Origin of the sequence: Rhodococcus sp. C1 (genome assembly GCF_020809065.1) — a bacterium.
In the GTDB taxonomy this organism is placed as follows: Bacteria; Actinomycetota; Actinomycetes; order Mycobacteriales; family Mycobacteriaceae; genus Rhodococcus_F; species Rhodococcus_F qingshengii.
Window position 1 is genome coordinate 3,440,466 of sequence record NZ_CP078080.1, and the last position, 22,952, is coordinate 3,463,417.

Sequence of the window (22,952 nt, forward strand, 5' to 3'; positions counted from 1 at the left end):
AAACCGTAGCGGTCGAAAGCACGAACGCACGCGAGGCGACCTACTTGAGACCCGCGGCGTCCATTCCTCGAAGCTCCTTCTTCAAATCCGAGATTTCGTCTCGCAATCGCCCAGCCAACTCGAACTGAAGGTCGCGGGCAGCGTTCATCATCTGATCGGTGAGTTCCTTGACCAGATCTGCCAATTCGGCGCGAGGCATCGATTTGGTGTCGCGCCCCTCGTACACACCCGCACTGACCGCACGACCGGCCTCACCCTGCGCACGCCGACCACGCGTCGCATTGCGACCCGAACCACCGACGTCCACGGACGCCGCGGTGTCCTCTGCCTCCTCGTACACCTGATCGAGAATGTCCGCGATCTTCTTGCGTAGAGGTTGTGGGTCGACGCCCATCTTCTCGTTGTAGGCGACCTGCTTCTCGCGTCGTCGCTCGGTTTCCTCGATGGCCTGCGCCATGGAAGCGGTGATCTTGTCCGCATACATGTGCACTTGACCGGATACATTTCGAGCCGCTCGGCCGATCGTCTGAATGAGGCTGGTGGAGCTACGTAGGAAACCTTCTTTGTCGGCATCGAGAATCGCGACCAGCGACACCTCGGGAAGGTCGAGTCCCTCACGCAGGAGGTTGATGCCGACCAGCACGTCGTACTCCCCCAGGCGGAGCTGACGGAGCAACTCGACTCGCCGGAGCGTATCGATATCCGAGTGCAGGTAGCGGACGCGAATACCGAGTTCGAGCAGGTAATCGGTCAGATCTTCCGACATCTTCTTGGTCAACGTCGTGACCAGCACACGCTCGTCACGTTCCGCTCGCTCGCGGATTTCGTGAACGAGATCGTCGATCTGTCCCTTGGTGGGTTTGACGATGACCTCGGGATCGATCAATCCGGTCGGGCGGATCACCTGCTCGACGAACTCACCGCCGGACTGACCCAACTCGTACTTACCTGGTGTCGCCGACAAGTAGACGGTCTGACCGATCCGCTGACTGAATTCTTCCCAAGTCAGAGGGCGGTTGTCTGTTGCCGACGGTAGCCGGAATCCGAACTCGACCAGGTTTCGCTTGCGCGACATATCGCCCTCGTACATGGCGCCGATCTGAGGAACCGTCACGTGCGACTCGTCGATGACCAGAAGGAAATCTTCCGGGAAGTAGTCGATCAAGGTTGCGGGGGCAGTTCCAGGGCCACGGCCGTCGATGTGGCGCGAGTAGTTCTCGATGCCGGAGCAGAATCCGACCTGTTTGATCATCTCGAGGTCGTATTGCGTACGCATGCGCAGACGCTGAGCCTCGAGGAGCTTGCCCTTGCCTTCGAGTTCGGCGAGTCGCTCTTCGAGTTCCGCCTCGATGTCCTTGGCGGCACGCTCCATGCGTTCAGGGCCGGCGACGTAGTGCGTCGCCGGGAAGATACGAACCGTGTCGACCTGGCGAACGATGTCACCAGTCAGTGGATGGAGGTAGTACAGTGCCTCGATCTCGTCACCGAAGAATTCGATGCGGACCGCCAGCTCTTCGTACGACGGAATGATCTCGACCGTGTCGCCGCGCACGCGGAACGAACCTCGCGTGAACGCCATGTCGTTGCGGTTGTACTGAACGTCGACGAGCAGACGCAGGAACGCATCCCGCGGTACCTCCACACCGACGTCCAGCTGAATCGAGCGATCGAGGTACGACTGCGGTGTACCGAGGCCGTAGATGCACGACACCGAGGCCACCACGACCACGTCCCGTCGTGACAGAAGGCTGGACGTCGCCGAGTGGCGCAGCCGCTCGACATCGTCGTTGACGGACGAATCCTTCTCGATGTAGGTGTCCGTCTGGGCGATGTACGCCTCGGGTTGGTAGTAGTCGTAGTACGAGACGAAGTACTCGACCGCGTTGTTGGGTAGCATTTCCCGAAGCTCGTTCGCGAGCTGAGCCGCCAAAGTCTTGTTCGGAGCCATCACCAGAGCTGGGCGCTGCAGCTTCTCGATCAACCACGCAGTCGTGGCCGACTTACCGGTACCGGTCGCACCGAGGAGGACTACGTCCTTCTCCCCCTCGTTGATCCGTTTCTCCAGCTCGGCGATAGCTGCCGGCTGATCGCCTGCCGGTTCGTACGGGCTGACGACCTCGAAGCGCGCGTCTGAGCGCTCGATGTCACCAACCGGCCGAAACTCGGAATGCGCGACCACGGGATGTTCGGAAGCAAACGCCATGAAACCAGGGTAAGCGCACCTACCGACACAATGCCCGCTCGTCCGCGTTCAGCCGAAAATGCAGTTCGGCGGTAGGTTCTTCGACCATGAGCGAGGAACGTCCCCACATTCACCGGCCGAAGGTCGAAACCTTCGACATCGCAGCTCGCACCAACGTCGATCCCAAGGGCTTCGTTCGCCCGGTCGAGCACTACCGCGAAGAACCGTGGGGGCTGTACATGGCGCGCCACGCCGACCATCCCCGGTTTCACTACCTGGAGTCCTGGATCATTCCCGAACTCGGAATTCGGGCGTCGATCCTGCACTTCACCCCGGAACACATCCGAGACTGGGATTTCTATGTCGACATCGGCGACTTCATCCGCGGCGACCAGGTCTGGACGTCCGAGGACCACTACCTCGACCTGATCGTGCAGACCGGACGCAGCGTCGAATTGCTCGACGTCGACGAATTGCTCGAGGCGAACACCGCCGGGATTCTCGACCCGAAGACGTCAGAGCGTGCGATGCTGAACGCGGCCCGCGCTATCGACGGCATCGCCGCCCACGGTCACGATCTCGACGCCTGGCTCACCTCGGTGGGCATGCCGGTCACGTGGCGCTGAGTGGTTAGAGGGACCAGCCTGATTTCTCGGCCCACTCCCATGCCCGGTGGAAAGCGGCGTCGAACCACGGCGTCTTGACTCCCAGGTAGGCGTCGATCGCAGCGGCGTAGTCGTCGATGCCTGCGGCACTCTCGGCTGCCTTGACCTTGAGTTCGGCATATTCGGCACGCGCCGACGCATCGGCGCGAAGCCAGTCGCGGAACAGGATCGCGAACTGCTGACCTGGCCAACCGTCCACCCGAATGTGAATGTTCGCGCGGCGCCCTGGATCGGCACTCCCGTGGATCCGCTTCGCCCACACCGCCGGATCGGTCTCGCCACCGAGGTACGACGGTTTCGGGTCGTCGGCGACGATGTGCTCGATCCGGGGGAACCCGGCAGCGGCCAGATCTTCCGCGAGGTCGTCGGCAACGCCGAGGTGCTCGACAGTGATCTGAATGTCGATCACGTCCTTGGCATCGAGACCAGGCACTGCGGTCGATCCGATGTGATCGATACGGCGCGCGCGGTCACCGGACGCCAACGACAACCGGCCGATGATTCGTTCGGCCTGCGCCGGCCACGACGGGTCGGCTGGAGTCAGCTCGGGCAGTGCGCGCACTACCGTGCCCTCGCGGAGGTTCTTCTCGAAGGGAACAAGTCGATTCGCCCACAAGTCGCGGACCACGTCGTCGAGTGAACCCGGCTCTCCGCTGTTGTCGAGCCACACGTCGGCAACAGCACGACGCTGATCGTCATTTGCCTGCGCTGCGATGCGCGCACGAGCGTCGGATTCAGGCATGCCGCGCGAGCCCACCAAGCGTCGAACTCGTTCCTCCTCGTCGACGTAAACGATGACGACCAGATTGAATGCCGGCGCCATCGAACCCTCGACCAACAGCGGAATATCTTGAACGAGCACTGCATCCGACGGCGCAGACGAAATCTGCTCCATCGTCCGCGCACCGATCAGTGGGTGGAGGATGCCGTTGAGAGTTCCGCGTGACGTGTCGTCGGCAAACGCCAACGACGCCAGCGCGGGTCGGTTGAGGCTGCCGTCCTCGGACAGAATCCCGTCGCCGAATGCATCGACCAGAGCGGCAAGTCCCGGGGTACCGGGCTCGACCACTTCTCGGGCGATTAGGTCGGCGTCGACGATGACGGCTCCCAGTTCGCTGAGGATTTTCGACACTGTCGACTTACCGGCTCCGATGCCTCCAGTGAGGCCAACTCTCAACACACTCGACAGTCTCTCATCTCCGCGCCCGAGAGATTCAGACACGCCTACTGATCGAACACGCCGGGGCGTTCGAGGCTCAAATACCACAATTTCGGTGACCGTGCGGTTATGTTCTAGCGAACGCACCTGTACCTGCACCTTCTCGAGAAAGTGGACGCCATGCGAGCAGATCGCGACCATCACGGTCAGCACCGCCTCGGAATGCCGAACGGCGTGCACTGCATAGAGTTTCCCGAAGTTGCTTTTGCCCTGGCAGAGCACCGTCGTACGTGGTTCACGATGCTCGTGAGCCAAGGCCGACACAGCTTCGCGTCGATGCGTAAGCGCACAGCCGAAGCGACCGCCACCTACTGGGTGCCTGCTCCCGCAAACTGAGTTCTCTTCACGAAGTACAAAATGACCGGCAACCCCTCGGTGCCGGTCATTTTTGTGTTCACTCACTGAATTGATTCTTCGCTCGCAAGTGACACCTGGCAGAGAAAAGAACCCCGTCCCTGCACGTGCAGGGGCGGGGTTCTTCACAGATCTCGCCTGATCAGATCAAGCGGTAATCCTTATGCGTTGCCCGACAGCTTCTCGCGAAGTGCGGCGAGCTGTGCATCGCTGGCAAGCGATCCGCCAGCGGACTCGGCCGGAGCGGAGCCGGCAGCAGCCGGAGCCTCGGCGTCGTCTGCAGCAGCCGTCTCCGAGGAGTAGCCGGCAGCAGCGGTGGCAGCCTCAGCGGCCTCGTCTGCAGCGGTCTTCTCCATCTGAGCGGTGTGCATCTTGTGGCGACGCTCAGCCTCGGCGTAGCGGTTCTCCCACTCTTCACGCTGCTTGTCGAAGCCCTCGAGCCATTCGTTGGTCTCGGGATCGAAGCCCTCGGGGAAGATGTAGTTGCCCTGCTCGTCGTACGAGTCGGCCATGCCGTACTTGGACGGATCGAACTCGGCGTTGTAATCCTCGTTGGCCTGCTTCAGCGACAGCGAGATACGACGACGCTCGAGGTCGATGTCGATGACCTTGACGAGTGCATCGTCGCCGACGCCGACAACCTGGTCCGGAACCTCGACGTGGCGCTCAGCGAGCTCCGAGATGTGAACGAGGCCTTCGATTCCCTCTTCGACGCGCACGAATGCACCGAACGGAACCAGCTTCGTGACCTTGCCGGGCACGATCTGGCCGATGGCGTGCGTGCGGGCGAACTGACGCCACGGATCTTCCTGCGTTGCCTTGAGCGACAGGGAGACGCGCTCGCGGTCCAGGTCGACGTCGAGAACCTCGACGGTGACCTCGGTGCCGACCTCGACAACCTCGGACGGGTGATCGATGTGCTTCCAAGACAGCTCGGAAACGTGAACCAGACCGTCTACGCCGCCCAGGTCCACGAATGCACCGAAGTTGACGATGGAGGACACGACGCCCTTGCGGACCTGGCCCTTCTGGAGCTGGTGCAGGAATTCGCTGCGAACCTCGGACTGAGTCTGCTCGAGCCATGCGCGGCGCGACAGGACCACGTTGTTGCGGTTCTTGTCGAGCTCGATGATCTTGGCCTCGATCTCCTTGCCGACGTACGGCTGGAGGTCGCGGACGCGACGCATTTCGACGAGCGAAGCGGGGAGGAAGCCACGAAGACCGATGTCAAGGATGAGGCCGCCCTTGACGACCTCGATGACGGTGCCCTTGACGGCCTCGTCCTTCTCCTTGAGCTCCTCGATGGTGCCCCAGGCACGCTCGTACTGAGCGCGCTTCTTCGACAGGATCAGTCGACCTTCTTTGTCCTCCTTGGTGAGGACGAGAGCCTCGACCGCATCTCCCACGGAGACGACCTCATTGGGGTCGACGTCGTGCTTGATGGAGAGCTCACGAGAAGGGATGACGCCTTCGGTCTTGTAACCGATGTCGAGCAGAACCTCGTCGCGGTCGACCTTGACGATGGTTCCTTCGACGATGTCGCCATCGTTGAAGTACTTGATCGTGGCATCGATGGCGGCGAGGAAGTCCTCGGCGGAGCCAATGTCGTTAATGGCAACCTGCGGCGAGGTGACGGTTGTGGAGGGCATATGTTGAATTGCTCCGGACGAGTTGTGGTCGGTTGATGGATTTTGTCGGACGAGATGCGCAACTGTGGCCTACAAATGTTGGAAGTACTTTGTGAAGTACTAGATCGAAGTACCCAGCTGCATCAATAACGAACAACCGAATACCGGATCACATTCCACACCGCGGAAGCGCACCGCGAGCTCCCTCGGTCCGACTGATTCCGAGACCTTGGTAAAGATCTCGTATAGACAATCGGTCGGATGACAGACACTCGCGTGAGTAAGACTACGCGTCGGCTATCTTGCCGGGCAAACCCGGGTACCCTGCGCCCGCATCACCCGTTCTACTGTGTTGTTCATGTCTGACGAGCGCCATGCCGCTGCCAATTCCATTCTCGGTACCAGCGGCGTCGGCCGAGTCCGTGTCGATTCGAGTTCCAGCGACCGCGCCAGCCGTGCGTGGTGGGACGCCGACGCCGACGATTACCACCGAACCCACGGCGAGTTTCTGGGCGTGAACAGCGCGGAAGGTGAATTCGTCTGGTGCCCCGAAGGGCTGCACGAGGGCGATCACCACTTGCTCGGCGACATAGTCGACAAAGACATATTGGAAGTGGGTTGCGGCTCGGCGCCGTGTGCCCGATGGCTCGCCGGACATGGTGCTCGGGCCGTCGGTCTCGACATCTCGATGGGGATGCTCGCCCGCGGGCAGGACGCGATGAATGCCGGCGGACCGGCAGTCCCGTTGATTCAGGCAAGTGCGGAACTCCTGCCGTTTGCCGGCGGGAGTTTCGACATCGTCTGTTCCGCGTTCGGCGCCGTCCCGTTCGTTGCCGATTCGCAGCGAGTGATGAACGAAGTCGCCCGGGTTCTGCGTCCCGGCGGATCGTGGGTCTTTGCCGTCAACCATCCGATTCGATGGATCTTCCCCGACGATCCCGGGCCGAAGGGCTTGACCGCGACCCTCCCCTACTTCGACCGCACCCCGTACGTCGAGGTCGATGACAACGGAGTCCCCACCTACGTCGAGCATCACCGCACCATCGGCGACCGGGTTCGTGAGATCGTCGCCGCCGGACTTCAGGTGCGCGACATCATCGAGCCCGAATGGCCGGAGTGGTTGGACCGCGAATGGGGACAGTGGAGTCCCCTGCGCGGCCAACTCTTTCCGGGCACTGCAATTTTCAGCGCCGTCAAACCCTGACGGCTACAGCAGCTTCGACAGGAAAGCCTTGGTCCGGTCGTGCTGAGGATTGGCCAGGAGTTCCCGCGGCTCGCCTGCCTCGACCACAACTCCCCCGTCCATGAACACCAACTGGTCGGCGACCTCGCGGGCGAATCCCATCTCGTGGGTGACGACCACCATCGTCATGCCTTCTTTGGCCAACTGCTTCATCACGGTGAGAACTTCACCGACCAGTTCGGGGTCGAGCGCGGACGTCGGCTCATCGAACAGCATGAGCTTCGGGTCCATCGCGAGTGCGCGGGCGATGGCAACTCTTTGCTGCTGACCACCCGACAACTGGGCCGGGTAGGCGTTGGCTTTGGCGCTCAACCCGACCTGATCGAGGAGGTCCTTCGCTCGTTCGACAGCCTTCTTCTTACTGACGCGCTTCACCTGCGTCGGCGCTTCGATGATGTTCTCGAGAGCGGTGCGGTGCGGGAACAGATTGAAGTGCTGAAACACCATCCCGATGTCGCGGCGTTGTTTGGCCGCTGCTCGCGGGTGAAGTTCGTACAGTTTTCCGTTCTTCTCCGAGTAGCCCACCAGGTCGCCGTCGACGTACAGTCGGCCGGCGTTGACCTGCTCGAGGTGATTGATGCAGCGCAAGAACGTCGACTTGCCTGATCCGGACGGACCGACGAGACACAGGACCTGACCGGGGTCGATTTCGAGCGAAATCCCTTTCAGCACCTCCAATGCGCCGAAGTTCTTACAAACTCGGTCTGCTTTCACCATGGGTGTCATTTGCGTTCTCCTCCGGGGGTATCCGGAAGCGTTTCCACTACCGTAGCTTTTCCTTGCGCGTCGGCCAGTGCCTGAAGTTGGCGTGTGGTCAGTGCTCGGGTTGCGCCCTTCGAATAGTGACGCTCGACGTAGTACTGCCCGATCATGAGCAGACTCGTGATTGCGAGGTACCACGTCGCCGCCACCATCAACAGGGGAATCGGCTCGAAGTTGGCGCCCGAGATATCGCGCGCTCGACCGTACAACTCGAAGCTGTAAGGGACCGCCGTCACGAGCGAGGTGGTCTTGAGCATGCTGATGACCTCGTTACCGGTCGGCGGAATGATGACGCGCATCGCCTGCGGTAGAACGGTTCGTCGCATCGTCTGACTCCACGTCATACCCAATGCAACAGATGCTTCGGTCTGGCCCTCGTTGACCGAACTCACGCCGGCGCGGACGATCTCGGCCATGTAGGCGGCCTCGTTCAATGCCAAACCGATCACGGCAAACAGAAACGCTGCCTGCAAGTCCTGGAGATTGATGTGCGCAAACTGATGTACGAAGGGAATACCGAGATCGATGCTCTTGTAAATCGACGGGAACAGGCCCCAGAAGACCAACTGCACGTAGACAGGTGTTCCTCGAAAGATCCACAGATAGCCCCAAGCCGCGGCGCGAAGCACCGGGTTGGGAGAGAGTCGCATGACTGCCAGAATCACACCGAGGACGATCGCGATCACCATTGCCAGCACCGTCAGCTGGATCGTTGTCCACGCACCAGCGGAGATGCGTTTGTCGAACAGATACTGACCGTAAGTCCCCCATGCAAAGGCTTCGTTGGTCGCCGCGCCGTAAACGAACAGTCCGAAGAGGACCACGACGACGACCGCGGCAATCCAACGACCAGGTCTGCGTAGTGGAATCGCCTTGATCGGCACCGGATCGCCGGTCTCAGTTGTTGTCATGTTCATCAGCTTTCCGCGCCGTTGATCTTGGATACTTCGATGACGCCGGCCTCGACACTCCAGGTCTGCGCGATCTGTTGATAGACACCGTTGTCGATCAGGTACTGCATTGCCTGCTGCAGGGCGGGACCGAGGGCGGAGCCCTTGACGATCGGCCAGCCGTAAGGCGCCGAATCGAAGGGTTCTCCCGCAGCTTCCATCCGGCCCTTGCTCCGTTTGATCGCATAGCCGGTCACTGGTGAATCAGCGGACAGCGCGTCGACTCGACCGAGAATGAGCGCGTTGGCCGCGTCGTCCTGGCTGTCGTACTTGATCTTGTCGATCGGGGGTTTGCCCTCGGCCACGCAGGCCTCGCTCTTGGCCGGCACCTCGTCGATGTCCTCGGTGGTCGTGGTCTGCACCGCCACCCGAAGCCCGCACGCATTGTTCGGATCGACTGGCTTGTCCGGCCGCTGGGCCCACTGGATACCCGCGCTGTAGTACGTGACAAAGTCGACCGTCTTCTCGCGCTCCTTGGAGTCGGTGAACGAAGACATGCCGAGGTCGTAGCTTCCCGACTGAATAGCGGGGATGATCTTGTCGAAGTCGGCTTGGTTGAAGACAGCTTCGACCCCGAGCACGGCGGCAACGGCATTCATCAGGTCGACGTCGAAACCGACGATGTTGCCGTCCGCGTCCTTGAATTCGTTTGGCGCGTAAGGAATGTTGACCCCGACCTGCAGTTTGCCCGAATCCGTGACCTTGGACGGCAGAAGTGCGGCGATCTCGGGCACCTTCTGGACATCAAGTGGCGGCCCTTCCGGAACGAGACCCTCGTTGTTGGTGACACATCCGCCGCACAATGCGACGATCAAGCCCACCAACAGGACTCGCACCACGTTGGCGCGGATACGCCCGCCACTGCTCGAGCCATAACTCACGCCACGTGGCCTTGGTGCCCGTGCGTTTTCATCGACCACGACTCTGCTCTCCACTCGTCGATCGCCGCACTTGCAACGTCCATCCGAAATTCAGTCGAACGGTAGGTTACGGCAGGAGTTCCACCGTCGCCGACTTCGCAAGATTCCGGCCTGTCGTACAAGAATCAGCGACGCAGAGTGTGTGCGTACACGACTTCGGAAAATTCGCTGGTCGATGCCAAACCGCCGAGGTCGGCGGTCGCGATGCCCGACGCGATGGTCGTGCGAACGGCATCTGAAATCCGGCGTGCTGCCGCAGACAACAACCGATCGCCACGCGCATCACCGAGCCAGTCGAGCATCATTGCACTCGAGAGGAACAGTGCCGTCGGGTTCGCCCGATTCTTCCCGGCGATGTCGGGTGCGGCACCGTGCGCAGCCTGAGCCATGACCTGCGTCTCGGAAGCGTTGATCGACAGCGCGGTTCCGAGTGAACCGGACAGCTCGCCCGCCAGATCCGACAAGATGTCGCCGAACATGTTTTCGGTCACCACGACATCGAAGTCGCCGCCGCGCCGAACCAGGTGCGCCGCCATCGCGTCGACGTGCTCGTCGTCGACGACTACGTGTGGGTACTCCGCAGCGACTGTTCGGCAGGCGTCACGGAACAGGCCGGTGGTCAGTGTGAGGACGTTGGCTTTGTGGACGATCGTGACGTGATTGCGCCGTCGCGACGCCAACGCGAAGGCAGTGCGTGCGATCCGTTCACACGCAGCGCGGGTGAACACACCGACGGCCAGCGCGATGTCGGGCGTCGGCATGAACTCGCCGCTGCCGACTGCCATGTTCCGATCCGCGTACAACCCCTCGGTGTTCTCGCGGACGATCACCAGATCCATGTCGGGGACCATTGCCTTGACACCGGGGAACGCCGCTGCCGGCCGAATGTTCGCGAACAGCTCGAACTTCTTCCGGATGACGCCGCCGGGTGTGAGTTGTCCGCGAAACCTCTCCGGATAGGACGCACTGTCGTGGGGTCCGAGAATCCACCCCTGCAGCTGCCCCAACGCATCGATGGTTTCGTCGGGAATCGGCGTGCCGTGAGTGTCGATGGCCGTACTCCCGAGCGGAAGCTCGACCCACTCGACGGGCGGAGCATGAACCGCTGACAACGCCGCATCCACGATCTGCCGTGTCGCCGGGACGATTTCGTGGCCGATTCCGTCGCCGTGCATGAGTCCCAGCCGCATGGCCGAAGTACCGATTGCGCTCGCACCTGTCATCAGGCAATCATTGCTCACCATGGTCCAGTCGGTGGAATTGCTCCTCGATCCGGTGAGTGAGTCGGCAGTCCGAGCACAGTGGCAGCTTCTCGCCGACGCCGGTTTACCCAGTCAGGCCTCTCATCACAGCCCGTCCAACCGTCCGCACATCACACTGTTCGTCGCCCGTGAGATCCCCGCGGAGGTCGACGGACTGTTGAAGCGGCGCTTCTCGGCCCCGGACTTCGAGGTCCGACTCGGTGGCTACATCGTGTTCGGCGGCAAGCAGATGGTCTTGGCGCGCTCGGTCATTCCTTCGCGCGCACTCCTTCACCTGCACCGAGAAATAGCCGAGGCAACCGTTGGTTCGACGGCGCTTCCCGCCCACGTCGAGCCCGGCGCGTGGACGCCTCATGTAACGCTCGCCCGACGCGTCGAACCTGCACGTCTGGGTGAAGCCATCGCCCTGCTGGGCACCGACGTGATTCAAGGGCGCTGCGGCGCGATCAGGCGCTGGGACGGCGAACAGAAGACGGAATGGTTACTGACGCCGCCGCTGTGACAGAGCGGGTTGCACGTCGGGTCACCAGGATTCCCGCGATCACCGCGAGTGCACCAACCGGCTGATTCCAGCCAACGCTTTCGTTCAAGACTATTGCGCCGAGAGCGACGCCCACCACTGGACTGAGATAAGTGACGGTGGACGCCGCAGTCGGCCCCCACCCCTGAACGACATTGGTGTTCCAGATGAATGCGAGCCCGGTCCCCAGTGCGCCCAGAGCGATCATCGACAGGACAATTGCCGGCGTCAGGTGCATCGGTGTATTCGCGATGACCGGTGAGGCCAGAACCATCACGAAAGCTCCGATACTGATCTGTAATAGCGCGACTGTGCGGGTGTCGACGCCGAGAGGAAGCATGAAACGTCTGAGGTAGACAAACGAAATCCCGTACGACGCAGTCGCTCCCAGGCAAGCGACCTGAGAACTGACACTTCCGCCGACGCCGAGATTCCACGGCGCCAATACGATCAGCACCCCACCGAATCCGAGAAGCAACCCCAGCGATTTGTATCGCGTCAGCGTCTCCCCCGGCAGAAAGGCAAGGGAGACAGCCATAGTCATCAGTGGTGTGGTGGCGTTGTAGATGCTCGCGAGTCCCGAGGACATGTTTTGCTCCGCCCAACTGAACAGCAGCCACGGCACGATGCATTGTGTCGCTGCGAGAAAAGCCATGTGTTTCCAGACGCGAAAGTCCCTCGGTAGGCCGATCCGGCTGACCGCTGACACGAGAACCAGCGCGAGCGCACCGAAGACCAAGCGCCACAGAACTACCTGCGTGAAGGACAGACCTTCGAGCCCGATCTTCATGAAGAGGAAACTAGCTCCCCACACCACCGCAGCTGCGGTGTATTGAAAGGCAAGACTTGCCCTCAAAGGGTGAAGTCTCCGTGCGGACTGACGTCGTGACGAGTGTCGGGCGTTCGGCCGGCAAGAGCTAGTACGTTCAGGACCAGTAGGACCAAGACGCTGACGACGATGATTGCCATGTGTCCAGCCTGACGGAATGTCCCACGTGGCAGTAGTGGCAGAAAAGCCAGACTTGGACGATTTTCTGCCACTTTCCTGTTTTTCTGTCACACTCGAAAGATGCTCGCGAAAGTGGTGGTCCCACTGATGCCGATGACCGAGGCGTTCGAACTCGGCGTGGCATGTGAAGTCTTCGGCTTCGACCGATCCGACGACGGCCTCCCCACGTACGACTTCTCTCTGATCGCCGCAGTTCCGGGTCCGATCCGAACGCGGTTCGGGTACAACATCGATGTTCCGTACAACCTCGATTCTCTCGACGACGCCGATCTCATCGTCGTGTCCGCCGGCGGAACCTACGACGCCGGCGACGCGTACATGTGCTCACCGAGTCCCGACTCGAGTGTCGATCCCCTGTTGGTCAAACTCAACGAGGCCGTAGCCCGGGGCGCCAAGGTGGCGAGTCTGTGCACCGGAGCGTTTGTCCTCGGGGCGGCTGGACTACTGGACGGAAGGCGATGCACGACGCATTGGCGGCATGCAGAGAGGCTTGCCCAGACGTATCCGGAAGCCAAGGTCGATCCGGACGTGTTGTACGTGGACGAAGATCCGGTGTTCACCAGCGCAGGCACCGCGGCAGGAATTGACCTGTGCCTGCACATCGTCCGAAAAGAACAGGGTTCTCGCGTTGCCAATGGCATCGCGAGAAGGATGGTGGTGCCGCCCCATCGTGACGGTGGGCAAGCCCAGTACGTTGCCACTCCCCTCGCCTCGACGCCGAGTGCAACCCTTGCCCCGCTCCTCGACTGGATGACGGAGAACCTCGCCCTCGACCTCACTGTGGGCATGGTCGCAGCCCGCGCGAACATGTCCGCGCGCACGTTCGCGCGCCGTTTCCAAGCGGAAACGGGAACAACCCCCGCCCGCTGGCTCAGCGATCAGCGAGTACTGGCCGCCCAACATCTCCTCGAGAATTCCGACCTCTCCGTCGACGTCATCGCAGAACGCGTCGGATTCGGCGGCGGTGCCGTGCTTCGCCAGCACTTCATTCGTCTGCGTTGCACCACGCCGCAGGCCTACCGCCGGACGTTTCGGGCGACCGAGAACGCAAGCTGAAATCGGCTCAGGGAAGAATCAGCGGTTCCGGGGCGTTGCACACACCAACAGCCCGCACAATGGAAAGGACCCCTGTGGCCACCCAGACACTCACCCAGCAGAACTTCGACGAAACGATCAACGGCAGCGACGTCGTCCTCGTGGACTTCTGGGCCTCCTGGTGCGGCCCGTGCCGCCAGTTCGCACCGACGTTCGAAGCCTCTTCGGAGAAGCATGCCGACGTCGTTCACGCCAAGGTCGACACCGAGGCCGAGCAGGGAATCGCAGCGGCCGCCAACATCCGCTCCATCCCCACGATCATGGCCTTCCGCGAAGGCGTACTCGTGTTCAACCAGGCCGGCGCGCTTCCCGCCGCTCAGCTCGAGGAGCTCGTCACTCAGGTCAAGGCACTCGACATGGACGAGGTCCGCAGGCAGATCGCAGAGCAGACCGCATCTGCTGAATAGCGTGAAAAGGCTGGGCCGGAATCGAAGTCGATTCCGGCCCAGCCTTTTTCGTTGCTGCCTAGTGAGCCGCGCTGTCCCAGCTTCGACCGGTTCCCACCGAAACATCCAGAGGTACCGACAGCTCGATGGCGGTGGCCATCTTGTCCTTGACCAGCGCGGTGACCTCCTCCAACTCGGAGGCAACCACTTCGAGCACCAATTCGTCGTGCACCTGCAACAGCATGCGCGACTTCAATCCGGCGTCAGCGAGAGCCTTCTGCACGTTGATCATCGCCACCTTGATGATGTCGGCCGCAGTGCCCTGGATCGGCGCATTGAGGGCAGCACGTTCGGCAACCTCACGACGCTGACGGTTGTCGCTGTTGAGGTCCGGCAGGTAGCGACGACGACCGTAGAGCGTCGAGGTGTAGCCGTCCTTACGTGCCTGCTCGACCACCGCGTGGAGGTAATCCCGCACGCCGCCGAAACGAGCGAAGTACGCATCCATCTGCTGCTTCGCTTCTTCGGTCGAAATCTTCAGCTGCGACGCCAATCCGTAGGCACTGAGCCCGTAGGCCAGACCGTAGGACATCGCCTTGACCCGGCGCCGCAGTTCTGGAGTCACCTCTTCGATCGGTACACCGAATGCGCGCGAGCCGACAAAGCTGTGCAGGTCCTCACCGGTGTTGAATGCCTCGATCAGTCCCTCGTCGCCTGATACATGCGCCATGATGCGCATTTCGATCTGGCTGTAGTCGGCAGTGAGTAGAACGTCGAACCCTTGCCCGACTACGAATCCGTCGCGAATCTCGCGCCCCGCGTCGTTTCGCACCGGGATGTTCTGCAAGTTCGGATCGGTCGACGACAGACGTCCGGTCGCGGCAACCGTCTGGTTGAACGTCGTGTGAATGCGTCCGTCTTCGGCTACGGCCTTGAGAAGACCGTCGACGGTCACCTTCATACGCGTCGCATCACGGTGCGCGAGAAGGTGTTCGAGGAACGGGTGTCCTGTCTTGTCGAACAGACCCTGCAACGCCTCGGCGTCGGTGGTGTAGCCCGTCTTCGTCTTCTTCGTCTTGGGCATGTCGAGTTCTTCGAACAAGACCACCTGCAGCTGCTTCGGCGAACCCAGGTTGATCTGCTTGTCGATCACCTCGTAGGCCGAGTTTGCGGCGTCGGCGACCTGGGAGGCGAAACGGCTCTGAAGATCGTGCAGATGCGCGCTGTCGACGGCGATGCCGGTGGCCTCGATCTGAGCGAGCTCGATCGTCAACGGCAGTTCCATGTCGGAGAGGAGCGACTTGGATTCGATCGACTCCAACTCGGTGTCCAGTGCAGCTGCCAAGTCGAGAACGGCCTGAGCGCTGAGCATCGCGGTCTCGGCCGCTTCGGCATCGAGCTGCTCGGTGTCGTCGAGCAGTGAAAGCTGTTCCTGGCCGGATGTTTCGGCGCGCAGTTCACGCTTGAGGTAGCGGAGCGAGAGGTCGTCGAGATTGAAGCTGCGCTGGCCCGGCCGGACGAGGTACGCGGCCAGAGCAGTGTCGCTGGTCAGTCCACCGAGCGTCCAACCACGCCCACGCAGAGCATGGATCGCCCACTTGGCTTCGTGCAGCGCCTTCGGCTGCGATGCGTCGGCGAGCCAATCACCGAGAGCTGCTTCGTCTTCCGGTGTTGCCGTCGACGCCGCGATGTATGCACATTCACCGTCGGAGGCCGCGATCGCGAGTGCAGTGACGTCGCCGGCGAACGGAGTTCTGGTTCCGAGCACCGTCACGCCGTGACGCTCACCGGTTCGTGCGTGGGCGTCGAGCCACGCGGCAACCGCACCCGGGGCGAGTGCGTCGCCGCTGACCTCGAACCCTTCCTCTGCTTCGGGCTCGGACGACGACAGGGTCGCGAACAGTCGATCGCGGAGAACCTTGAACTCGAGATCGTCGAACAACGCATGAATCTTCTCGCGGTCCCACGGGGCCAACACCAACTGCTCGGGCGTGTACGGCAAGGGAACGTCGCGAACCATTTCGGTGAGCTGACGATTGAGCAGGACGTTCGCGAGGTTCTCCCGCAGTGAGTCGCCCACCTTGCCGCGGACCTTGTCCACGTTGTCGACCAGTCCCTGCAGGTCGCCGTACTCACGGATCCACTTGGTGGCGGTCTTCTCGCCGACGCCGGGGATGCCGGGGAGGTTGTCACTCGGGTCGCCGCGCAGTGCAGCAAAATCGGGATACTGCGCCGGGCTGAGGCTGTACTTCTCCTCTACGGCCGTCGGCGTGAATCGGGTGAGCTCCGAGACACCCTTCTTCGGGTAGAGCACAGTGACGTTGTCGGTCACCAGTTGCAGCGAGTCACGGTCACCGGTCACGACGAGAACCCGGTATCCGAGGGCCTCCGCCTGCGTGGTCAAGGTGGCGATCACGTCGTCGGCTTCGAAACCTTCCTCGGCCATGACCGGGATGCCCAGCGCGCCGAGAACGTCCTTGGTGATGTCGATCTGGCCCTTGAATTCGTCAGGAGCCTTCGCGCGCTGCGCCTTGTATTCGGGGAACAGGTCGGCGCGAAACGTCTGACGCGACACGTCGAAGGCCGCGGCCAGGTGGGTGGGCTGCTCGTCACGAAGAAGGTTGATCAACATCGACGTGAAGCCGTACACCGCGTTGGTGGCCTGCCCACTGTGTGTCTTGAAGTTCTCTGCAGGCAGCGCGTAGAAGGCGCGAAACGCCAACGAATGCCCGTCGAGAAGCATCAGAAGAGGGCGATCGTCCGCCTTGCCGGTGGTGCCGGCTGGAGCGGTGGACGTGCTGGACCGAGTTGTGGTTGCGGGGCTCACGGTTCATCAGTCTAGGGATCGCGACCGACATCGACGCCTTCGCCGTTGTTTACGCAGGAACAGACACAAGAATCGGACAATTGATGCAGCCTTCGGCCTTCGATACGGAACCGAAACATCCCGGAAATCTCAGAACCCCATTTGAAGCGAACGGAGCCGTTAGAGTCCGGAAATCGCAGCAGCGAAACAATCCCTCTGCTGCGCGGCACTTTGTCCAGACGCGCTATTCCCGACCCGCTCGGAGGACGTACGTGGCCCCACCCGTAGTGAAACGGCAGACCCTCGCGACACTCAGCCGACTACTGGCCTTTGCATTACTGACGTTCTTCGCATTACTCAGCCTGGCCGGAACTGCTTCGGCTCAGGAACCGACCACTTCCCCTACACCGCCGACCCCGACAGCATCCGCGCCACCGACAGCACCGGTTCCCGACAACGCTGTCCCCGTCAGCGGCAATCTCAACAACGGCGGCACACGCCTCGAGGGCGTCACCGTGCGTGCACTCGATTCTTCCGGCACGGAAGTCGCCACCGGAGAATCGGCATCGAACGGCCGTTGGGAACTGGCCGTGGCACCGGGCACCTACACCTTCGAGATCGTTGCCGACACACTTCCCGACGGGGTCAGTGTGCAAGCCGCTGTCGAACGCGAGGTGGTGGCCGGCCGCGCGAACACCGTGATCTTCTCGTTCGGCGAGGTACGTACCGCCTCGAATGTCAGCTTCGGCGAGAAGCTGATCCGCACGACGGTCGACGGTCTGCGGTTCGGCCTCGTGATCGCGATCGCCGGTGTGGGTTTGAGCCTGATCTACGGCACCACTGGCCTGACCAACTTCGCTCACGGCGAGATGGTGACGTTGGGAGCCGTTGCTGCCTGGGTGATCAACACGTCCTTCGGCGTTCCGCTGATTCCCGCCACGATCCTCGCGATCTTCGTCGGCATCGGCATCGGCCTGCTGACCAACGGAATCGTCTGGAAACCACTGCGTAAGCGCAAGACCGGGTTGATCGCGCAATTGGTGGTCTCGATCGGCCTCGCGATTTCATTGCGCTACTTGATCCTGATCTTCTTCTCCGACCGCGCCGAACCGTTCGACGACTACCAGGGCCAGGTCGAGAAGAACTGGGGCCCGATCGCACTGACCGACGCCAACGCGATAGTCATGATCGTCAGTCTGGTCGTCCTGGTCGGCGTCGCACTGCTTCTGCAGAAGACTCGCATCGGAAAGGCCATGCGTGCCGTCTCCGACAATCGTGACCTCGCCGCTTCGTCCGGAATCAACGTCGAGCGCGTGATCATGTTCGTCTGGGGTCTCGGCGGCGGATTGGCCGCCCTCGGCGGTGTGCTGTTCGGCATCTCCGAACTCGGCGGACGCGTCCAGTGGGAAATGGGATTCAAACTGTTGCTGCTCATGTTCGCCGGAATCACCCTCGGTGGTCTGGGAACCGCGTACGGGGCGCTACTCGGCTGCGTCATCGTCGGACTTCTGGTCCAACTCTCGACGCTCATCATCAACCCAGACCTCAAATACATCGGCGGACTTCTCGTCTTGATCGTGATCCTCGTGGTTCGCCCCCAGGGCATCCTCGGATCCAGACAAAGGATCGGGTGACGAATATGGACATCATGGGAGCTTTCCAGGTTTCCTTCGCCCAGCTGATCGGGCCGTCGGCAATCTTCTACGCACTGTTGGCAATCGGGTTGAACCTGCACTTCGGCTACGCCGGACTGCTCAATTTCGGTCAGATCGGTTTTGCCCTTCTCGGCGGCTACGGCGTCGGCATCATCACCGTGACCTACGACCAGCCGCTCTGGCTCGGCATCCTCGTCGGACTCACCGCAGCCGGGCTCCTCGCGCTCGTGCTCGGTATCCCGACGCTGCGTCTGCGCGCCGACTATCTCGCCATCGTGACCATCGCGGCCTCGGAGATCTTGCGTCTGATCTTCCGCTCGACCGCGTCGGATTCGGTGACCGGTTCCACCAATGGCCTGTTCGGTTTCGCAGACCCGTTCACCGCACTGAGCCCCTTCGACTCGGCCAAGCAGTACTCATTTCTCGGCGTGAAGTTCTACGGAGACGACCTCTGGTCGATGGTCGTGGGGTGGACGCTGGTCTTGATCTTGTGCGGATTTGTCTACCTGTTGACGCACAGCCCGTGGGGGCGCGTCCTCAAGGCGGTACGCGAAGACGAGGACGCAGCGCGATCGTTGGGCAAGAACGTGTTCGTGTACAAGATGCAGGCGCTGGTTCTCGGCGGCGTGATCGGTGGTCTGGCCGGAGTGTTCAACGCTTTGCAGACCAAGTCCATCAACCCGGACTTCTACTCGACCGCGCAGACGTTCTTCGCGTTCGGCGCACTGATTCTGGGCGGGGCGGCAACGGTATTCGGCCCGGTGGTCGGCGCAATGTTGTTCTGGTTCCTCCTCGCCATTCCTGATGCCTTGCTGCGTCAGGCGATCTCCGGCGAGAATCCGCTGCTCTCGCTGACCGAACAACAGGTCGGAGCCACCAGGTATGTCCTGCTCGGATTGATGATTGCTCTCCTGATGGTCTTCAGACCGCAGGGAATACTGGGTAACAAGCGGGAGGTGCAACTCAATGCTTGACGCCGATACCAGAGCACAGATCTTTGCCGACGTTCCTCACCTTCCCGGATCGGCGAAACCCGATCCGGTGTTGGTCGCTGACAACGTCTCGCGGACGTTCGGCGGTCTCAAGGCCGTCGACGTCGATCACCTCGAGATTCAACGAGGGTGCATCACGGGTCTGATCGGTCCAAACGGTGCCGGAAAAACGACGCTCTTCAACCTCCTTACCGGATTCGACCGGCCGGACACCGGTACGTGGTCGATGGACGGTCAATCGCTGGGCCGCATGTATCCCCACCAGGTAGCCAGGAAAGGAGTGGTACGGACGTTCCAGTTGACCAAGGCGCTCTCCAAACTCACCGTGCTGGACAACGTACGTCTCGGTGCCACCGGCCAACGTGGTGAACGCATTTTTGCATCTCTCGTCCCGTGGATCTGGAAAGGCCAGGAACGCGAGATCACCGAACGCGCCAACGAACTCCTCGCACGATTCAAACTCGACACCAAGGCAGACGACCTCGCCGGTTCACTCTCCGGTGGGCAGCGCAAACTGCTCGAAATGGCTCGCGCACTCATGACCTCGCCCTCGGTGGTGATGCTCGACGAACCGATGGCTGGGGTCAATCCTGCTCTGACGCAAAGCCTGCTCGGACACATCAAGTCATTGCGCGACGACGGAATGACCGTCGTGTTCGTCGAGCACGACATGGACGTGATCCGAGACATCAGCGATTGGGTGGTGGTCATGGCGCAGGGCAGCGTCATCGCCGAATCCACCCCGGACGAACTCTCGTCCAACACAGCCGTCGTCGACGCATATCTGGGCAGCCACCATGACCAGGCCCTCGAGTTCGACGACAACGGAAATCCGGTGGGCGAGACGGCCGTTCTGGCCGCCGCCCTGGCTGAAGCCGAGGTCGAAACCCTCGAGTCGGGCGGGGACCTGTCGGAACCCGACGTCGACAACCTTCCGGCCGATCTCGCCGCGACGCTGGAATCGAGTCCCGAGGAACCGCGCGGAAGGCACGAGAAGCCATGAGCGAGAACCACGCACGTTCACTCACGCCTGCAGAGTTCGCCGCGACGGCCGAGGAGCATCAGCGACTGTCGGCAGGTGCCCTGCTCCGCGCCGACAGCCTCGTCGCGGGCTACATTCCCGGCGTCAACATCCTGCGTGAATGCAACTTCTTCCTGAAGGAAGGGGAAATCGTCGGGATCATCGGACCGAACGGCGCAGGCAAATCGACACTCCTGAAATCACTGTTCGGACTGATACCGGTACGCGAAGGGTCGGTCACCCTACGCGAGGACAACATCACGTCTGCGCCCGCTCACGTCCTCGTTCAGAAGGGAGTCGGGTACGTCCCTCAAACGCAGAACGTCTTTCAGACTCTGACCATCGAAGAAAACCTCGAAATGGGCATTTATCTGCGTCCCAAGGCATTCGCGGAACGATTCGCCTTCGTGAGTGAACTGTTCCCTCTTCTGAGTGAACGACGAAAGGTGAAGGCCGGCGCACTCTCGGGTGGCGAACGCCAGATGGTCGCGATGGGCCGGGCCCTGATGATGGATCCGTCGGTGCTGCTGCTCGACGAACCGTCCGCGGGCCTGTCCCCCATGTTCCAGGACGAGGTGTTCATCCGCTGCAAGAAGATCAATGCTGCCGGTGTCTCGGTCATCATGGTCGAGCAGAACGCGCGCCGCTGCCTTCAGATCTGCGACCGCGGTTACGTACTCGATCAGGGTAAGAACGCGTACACCGACACCGGCGCCAATCTGATGAACGACCCCAAAGTGATCGAGCTGTACTTGGGAACGCTTGCCGGAAGCAAAGAGAAGTAGGACAGACACGAGAATGGGCCAGGGTCGCGAGACCCTGGCCCATTCTCCTTGGCTGCTTACTTGCCCACCACCACGAATCCTTCTGTGGTCAGGGTGTTCTCAGGGCCGAACTTGAGCTTTCCGTACGAACCGATGGACGGCTCCCCCGAATCGTTGAAGTCCAACTCACCGGTGATGCCGTCGTAGTCGATGTCGGTTCCCGCCTTCACCAACGGCAGGCACTCGACGTAGGACGTGCACTTGGTGCCGCCTTCGGTGACGCTGTTGATGTTGGCTGCGATGTCGGTACCGGCCGTCGACTTCGCCTGCTCGGCAGCGAGCGCTGAGATCACCACCGCGTCGTATGACTCTCCGGCGTAGTTGAAGTCGATCAGAGAGGGGTTCACAGCCTTCAGACGATCCTGGAAGGCAGCTCCGACGTCCGTCAGGGGCGTCGTTCCCTGCATGGTGTCGAGCAACGGCTTCGCCACGGATTCGCCGAGAGCGTTGCCCATGTTGCCGTCGACGCCGTACATCGCCATTCCGTCCGACGGGCCGATGCCCACTTCGTGCATGCGCGTGATGATCTTCGCCGACTCTTCGAAGCCCACCAGTGCCACTGCATCCGGATTGAAGTTCTTGACTTGATCGACTTCGGAGTTGAACGACTGCGCGTTCGGGTCGTAGATGATCTTCTCGATCTGATCGGAGGGGACACCCGAATCGATCAGATTCTTTTCGATGTTGTCCGCCAGACCCGTCCCGTATGGGTCGTTGAGGGCCATGATCGCTACGCGCTGACCACCGTCGTCCGAAATGAGCTGTGCGACGGCCTGAGCCTGCAGTACGTCCGTCGGAGCGGTGCGGAAGTACATGCCCTTGTCGGGGTAGCAGACGAATTGGTCCGAGGTGTTGGCAGGCGAGAACATCACGACGCCTGCGCTGGCGATCTTGTCGATCACCTTGAGCGAAACCGAAGACGACGCGGCGCCGACGATGACCTGAGTGCCTGCAGCCAATTCGCGGTCGACGGTGGTGTTGGCGGTGTCCGTTGTGGTGTCACCCGAATCGCCGGGAATCAGCTGGACCGGTTGGCCGAGAACGCCTCCGGCTGCATTGACGTCGTTGACTCCCAGCTGGGTGCCCGCGACCATCGGCGGCCCGAGGAACGACAAGCTGCCTGTATCGGGAAGAAGCGTGCCGATGCGCAGCGCTTCCGTGGACGGGGTGGCGCCGGCCTTGGCCTGCTCCGGGGTGCAATCAGTCGTGACGGATGTCGTCGCGGCAGAAGCGCCGGACGTAGAGCCACTCGAAGACGAGTCATCCGACTTGTCCGAGCTACAGCCTGCAAGTGCCAGTGATGCCGCGCCGAGAACTGCAGCAGTACGCACAAGTGTTCGTCTAGCCATCCCACGCTCCTAAGATCAGCCGGTGCTCGCGCCACCCGAACTGGCGCTCGCTGTGGGATCAGACGCTAGACCTTGGAACCGTTTCGCGATCCTTCAAGAAAGCCCTGTGA

At 61.6% G+C, this 22,952-nt stretch carries 20 protein-coding genes; 10 read left to right on the plus strand and 10 right to left on the minus strand.

Annotated elements, in window-relative coordinates; translation table 11 throughout:
• Window positions 1-40 precede the first annotated feature (40 nt).
• On the minus strand, window positions 41-2,203 hold the full coding sequence (uvrB, locus tag KTR60_RS15790) for an excinuclease ABC subunit UvrB (protein WP_007728743.1): 2,163 nt from the start codon (window positions 2,201-2,203) through the stop codon (window positions 41-43).
• 86 nt (window positions 2,204-2,289) lie between these two features.
• Between uvrB and KTR60_RS15795 the strand changes: the two genes are divergently transcribed.
• Entirely contained in the window at window positions 2,290-2,808 is a 519-nt protein-coding gene (locus KTR60_RS15795; RefSeq protein ID WP_054187412.1) for a DUF402 domain-containing protein, read from the plus strand.
• Window positions 2,809-2,812: 4 nt separating this feature from the next.
• Here the strand turns inward: KTR60_RS15795 and coaE are convergent, their stop codons facing one another.
• On the minus strand, window positions 2,813-4,027 hold the full coding sequence (gene coaE / locus KTR60_RS15800; RefSeq protein WP_030536741.1) for a dephospho-CoA kinase: 1,215 nt from the start codon (window positions 4,025-4,027) through the stop codon (window positions 2,813-2,815).
• A gap of 159 nt (window positions 4,028-4,186) precedes the next feature.
• On the opposite strand from coaE, the gene KTR60_RS15805 reads away from it, so the two are divergent.
• A complete protein-coding gene (locus KTR60_RS15805) occupies window positions 4,187-4,402 on the plus strand; it encodes a hypothetical protein (protein WP_003944056.1) in 216 nt (71 codons plus the stop codon).
• A gap of 179 nt (window positions 4,403-4,581) precedes the next feature.
• Here the strand turns inward: KTR60_RS15805 and rpsA are convergent, their stop codons facing one another.
• Window positions 4,582-6,069 (minus strand): 30S ribosomal protein S1, encoded by a 1,488-nt coding sequence (gene rpsA / locus KTR60_RS15810; protein WP_003944095.1) that lies wholly within the window; start codon window positions 6,067-6,069, stop codon window positions 4,582-4,584.
• Window positions 6,070-6,406: 337 nt separating this feature from the next.
• On the opposite strand from rpsA, the gene KTR60_RS15815 reads away from it, so the two are divergent.
• Window positions 6,407-7,252 carry a class I SAM-dependent methyltransferase gene (locus tag KTR60_RS15815; RefSeq protein ID WP_064074472.1) on the plus strand — a complete coding sequence of 282 codons (846 nt, stop codon included), beginning with the start codon at window positions 6,407-6,409 and terminating at the stop codon, window positions 7,250-7,252.
• Between the two features lie 3 nt (window positions 7,253-7,255).
• Here KTR60_RS15815 and KTR60_RS15820 read toward each other — a convergent pair whose 3' ends face one another.
• The 4 genes from KTR60_RS15820 to KTR60_RS15835 all read right to left on the minus strand — a co-directional run bounded on the left by KTR60_RS15820 (window position 7,256) and on the right by KTR60_RS15835 (window position 11,146).
• On the minus strand, window positions 7,256-8,017 hold the full coding sequence (locus tag KTR60_RS15820; protein WP_019748634.1) for an amino acid ABC transporter ATP-binding protein: 762 nt from the start codon (window positions 8,015-8,017) through the stop codon (window positions 7,256-7,258).
• On the minus strand, window positions 8,014-8,970 hold the full coding sequence (locus KTR60_RS15825) for an amino acid ABC transporter permease (RefSeq protein ID WP_019748635.1): 957 nt from the start codon (window positions 8,968-8,970) through the stop codon (window positions 8,014-8,016). The genes KTR60_RS15820 and KTR60_RS15825 overlap by 4 nt, the downstream gene beginning before the upstream one ends.
• A complete protein-coding gene (locus tag KTR60_RS15830; protein ID WP_024487476.1) occupies window positions 8,970-9,842 on the minus strand; it encodes an ABC transporter substrate-binding protein in 873 nt (290 codons plus the stop codon). Before KTR60_RS15830 ends, KTR60_RS15825 begins: the two co-directional genes overlap by 1 nt.
• Window positions 9,843-10,048: 206 nt before the next feature.
• Window positions 10,049-11,146, minus strand: a complete 1,098-nt coding sequence (locus tag KTR60_RS15835) for an isocitrate/isopropylmalate dehydrogenase family protein (protein WP_228401017.1) — start codon at window positions 11,144-11,146, stop codon at window positions 10,049-10,051.
• On the opposite strand from KTR60_RS15835, the gene KTR60_RS15840 reads away from it, so the two are divergent.
• A complete protein-coding gene (locus KTR60_RS15840; RefSeq protein ID WP_175280088.1) occupies window positions 11,112-11,687 on the plus strand; it encodes a 2'-5' RNA ligase family protein in 576 nt (191 codons plus the stop codon). The two genes, KTR60_RS15835 and KTR60_RS15840, sit on opposite strands and share 35 nt — an antisense overlap.
• Here the strand turns inward: KTR60_RS15840 and KTR60_RS15845 are convergent.
• Window positions 11,632-12,561 (minus strand): DMT family transporter, encoded by a 930-nt coding sequence (locus KTR60_RS15845; RefSeq protein ID WP_228401018.1) that lies wholly within the window; start codon window positions 12,559-12,561, stop codon window positions 11,632-11,634. The genes KTR60_RS15840 and KTR60_RS15845 overlap by 56 nt on opposite strands.
• 213 nt (window positions 12,562-12,774) lie before the next feature.
• On the opposite strand from KTR60_RS15845, the gene KTR60_RS15850 reads away from it, so the two are divergent.
• Both KTR60_RS15850 and trxA read left to right on the plus strand, forming a co-directional pair.
• Window positions 12,775-13,770, plus strand: coding sequence for a helix-turn-helix domain-containing protein (locus KTR60_RS15850; protein ID WP_003944097.1), 996 nt, complete (start codon window positions 12,775-12,777; stop codon window positions 13,768-13,770).
• Between the two features lie 74 nt (window positions 13,771-13,844).
• Window positions 13,845-14,216: a thioredoxin gene (gene trxA, locus KTR60_RS15855; RefSeq protein WP_228401019.1), complete on the plus strand. Its 372-nt coding sequence runs from the start codon at window positions 13,845-13,847 to the stop codon at window positions 14,214-14,216.
• Between the two features lie 58 nt (window positions 14,217-14,274).
• Here trxA and polA read toward each other — a convergent pair whose 3' ends face one another.
• On the minus strand, window positions 14,275-17,022 hold the full coding sequence (gene polA, locus KTR60_RS15860) for a DNA polymerase I (protein WP_007728727.1): 2,748 nt from the start codon (window positions 17,020-17,022) through the stop codon (window positions 14,275-14,277).
• 302 nt (window positions 17,023-17,324) lie between these two features.
• Between polA and KTR60_RS15865 the strand changes: the two genes are divergently transcribed.
• Genes KTR60_RS15865 through KTR60_RS15880 form a run of 4 tightly spaced genes read left to right on the plus strand, consistent with a single transcriptional unit; the run spans window position 17,325 to window position 21,454 of the window.
• Window positions 17,325-18,635 carry a branched-chain amino acid ABC transporter permease gene (locus KTR60_RS15865; protein ID WP_223304673.1) on the plus strand — a complete coding sequence of 437 codons (1,311 nt, stop codon included), beginning with the start codon at window positions 17,325-17,327 and terminating at the stop codon, window positions 18,633-18,635.
• A 5-nt stretch (window positions 18,636-18,640) separates the two neighbouring features.
• The gene (locus tag KTR60_RS15870; RefSeq protein WP_116056667.1) at window positions 18,641-19,630 is read left to right on the plus strand and encodes a branched-chain amino acid ABC transporter permease; all 990 of its coding nucleotides are present in this window, start codon (window positions 18,641-18,643) and stop codon (window positions 19,628-19,630) included.
• On the plus strand, window positions 19,623-20,651 hold the full coding sequence (locus KTR60_RS15875) for an ABC transporter ATP-binding protein (protein ID WP_029255470.1): 1,029 nt from the start codon (window positions 19,623-19,625) through the stop codon (window positions 20,649-20,651). The genes KTR60_RS15870 and KTR60_RS15875 overlap by 8 nt, the downstream gene beginning before the upstream one ends.
• Window positions 20,648-21,454, plus strand: coding sequence for an ABC transporter ATP-binding protein (locus KTR60_RS15880; RefSeq protein ID WP_007728720.1), 807 nt, complete (start codon window positions 20,648-20,650; stop codon window positions 21,452-21,454). The genes KTR60_RS15875 and KTR60_RS15880 overlap by 4 nt, the downstream gene beginning before the upstream one ends.
• 56 nt (window positions 21,455-21,510) lie before the next feature.
• Here KTR60_RS15880 and KTR60_RS15885 read toward each other — a convergent pair whose 3' ends face one another.
• The gene (locus KTR60_RS15885; protein WP_003944031.1) at window positions 21,511-22,842 is read right to left on the minus strand and encodes an ABC transporter substrate-binding protein; all 1,332 of its coding nucleotides are present in this window, start codon (window positions 22,840-22,842) and stop codon (window positions 21,511-21,513) included.
• Between the last annotated feature and the right edge of the window lie 110 nt (window positions 22,843-22,952).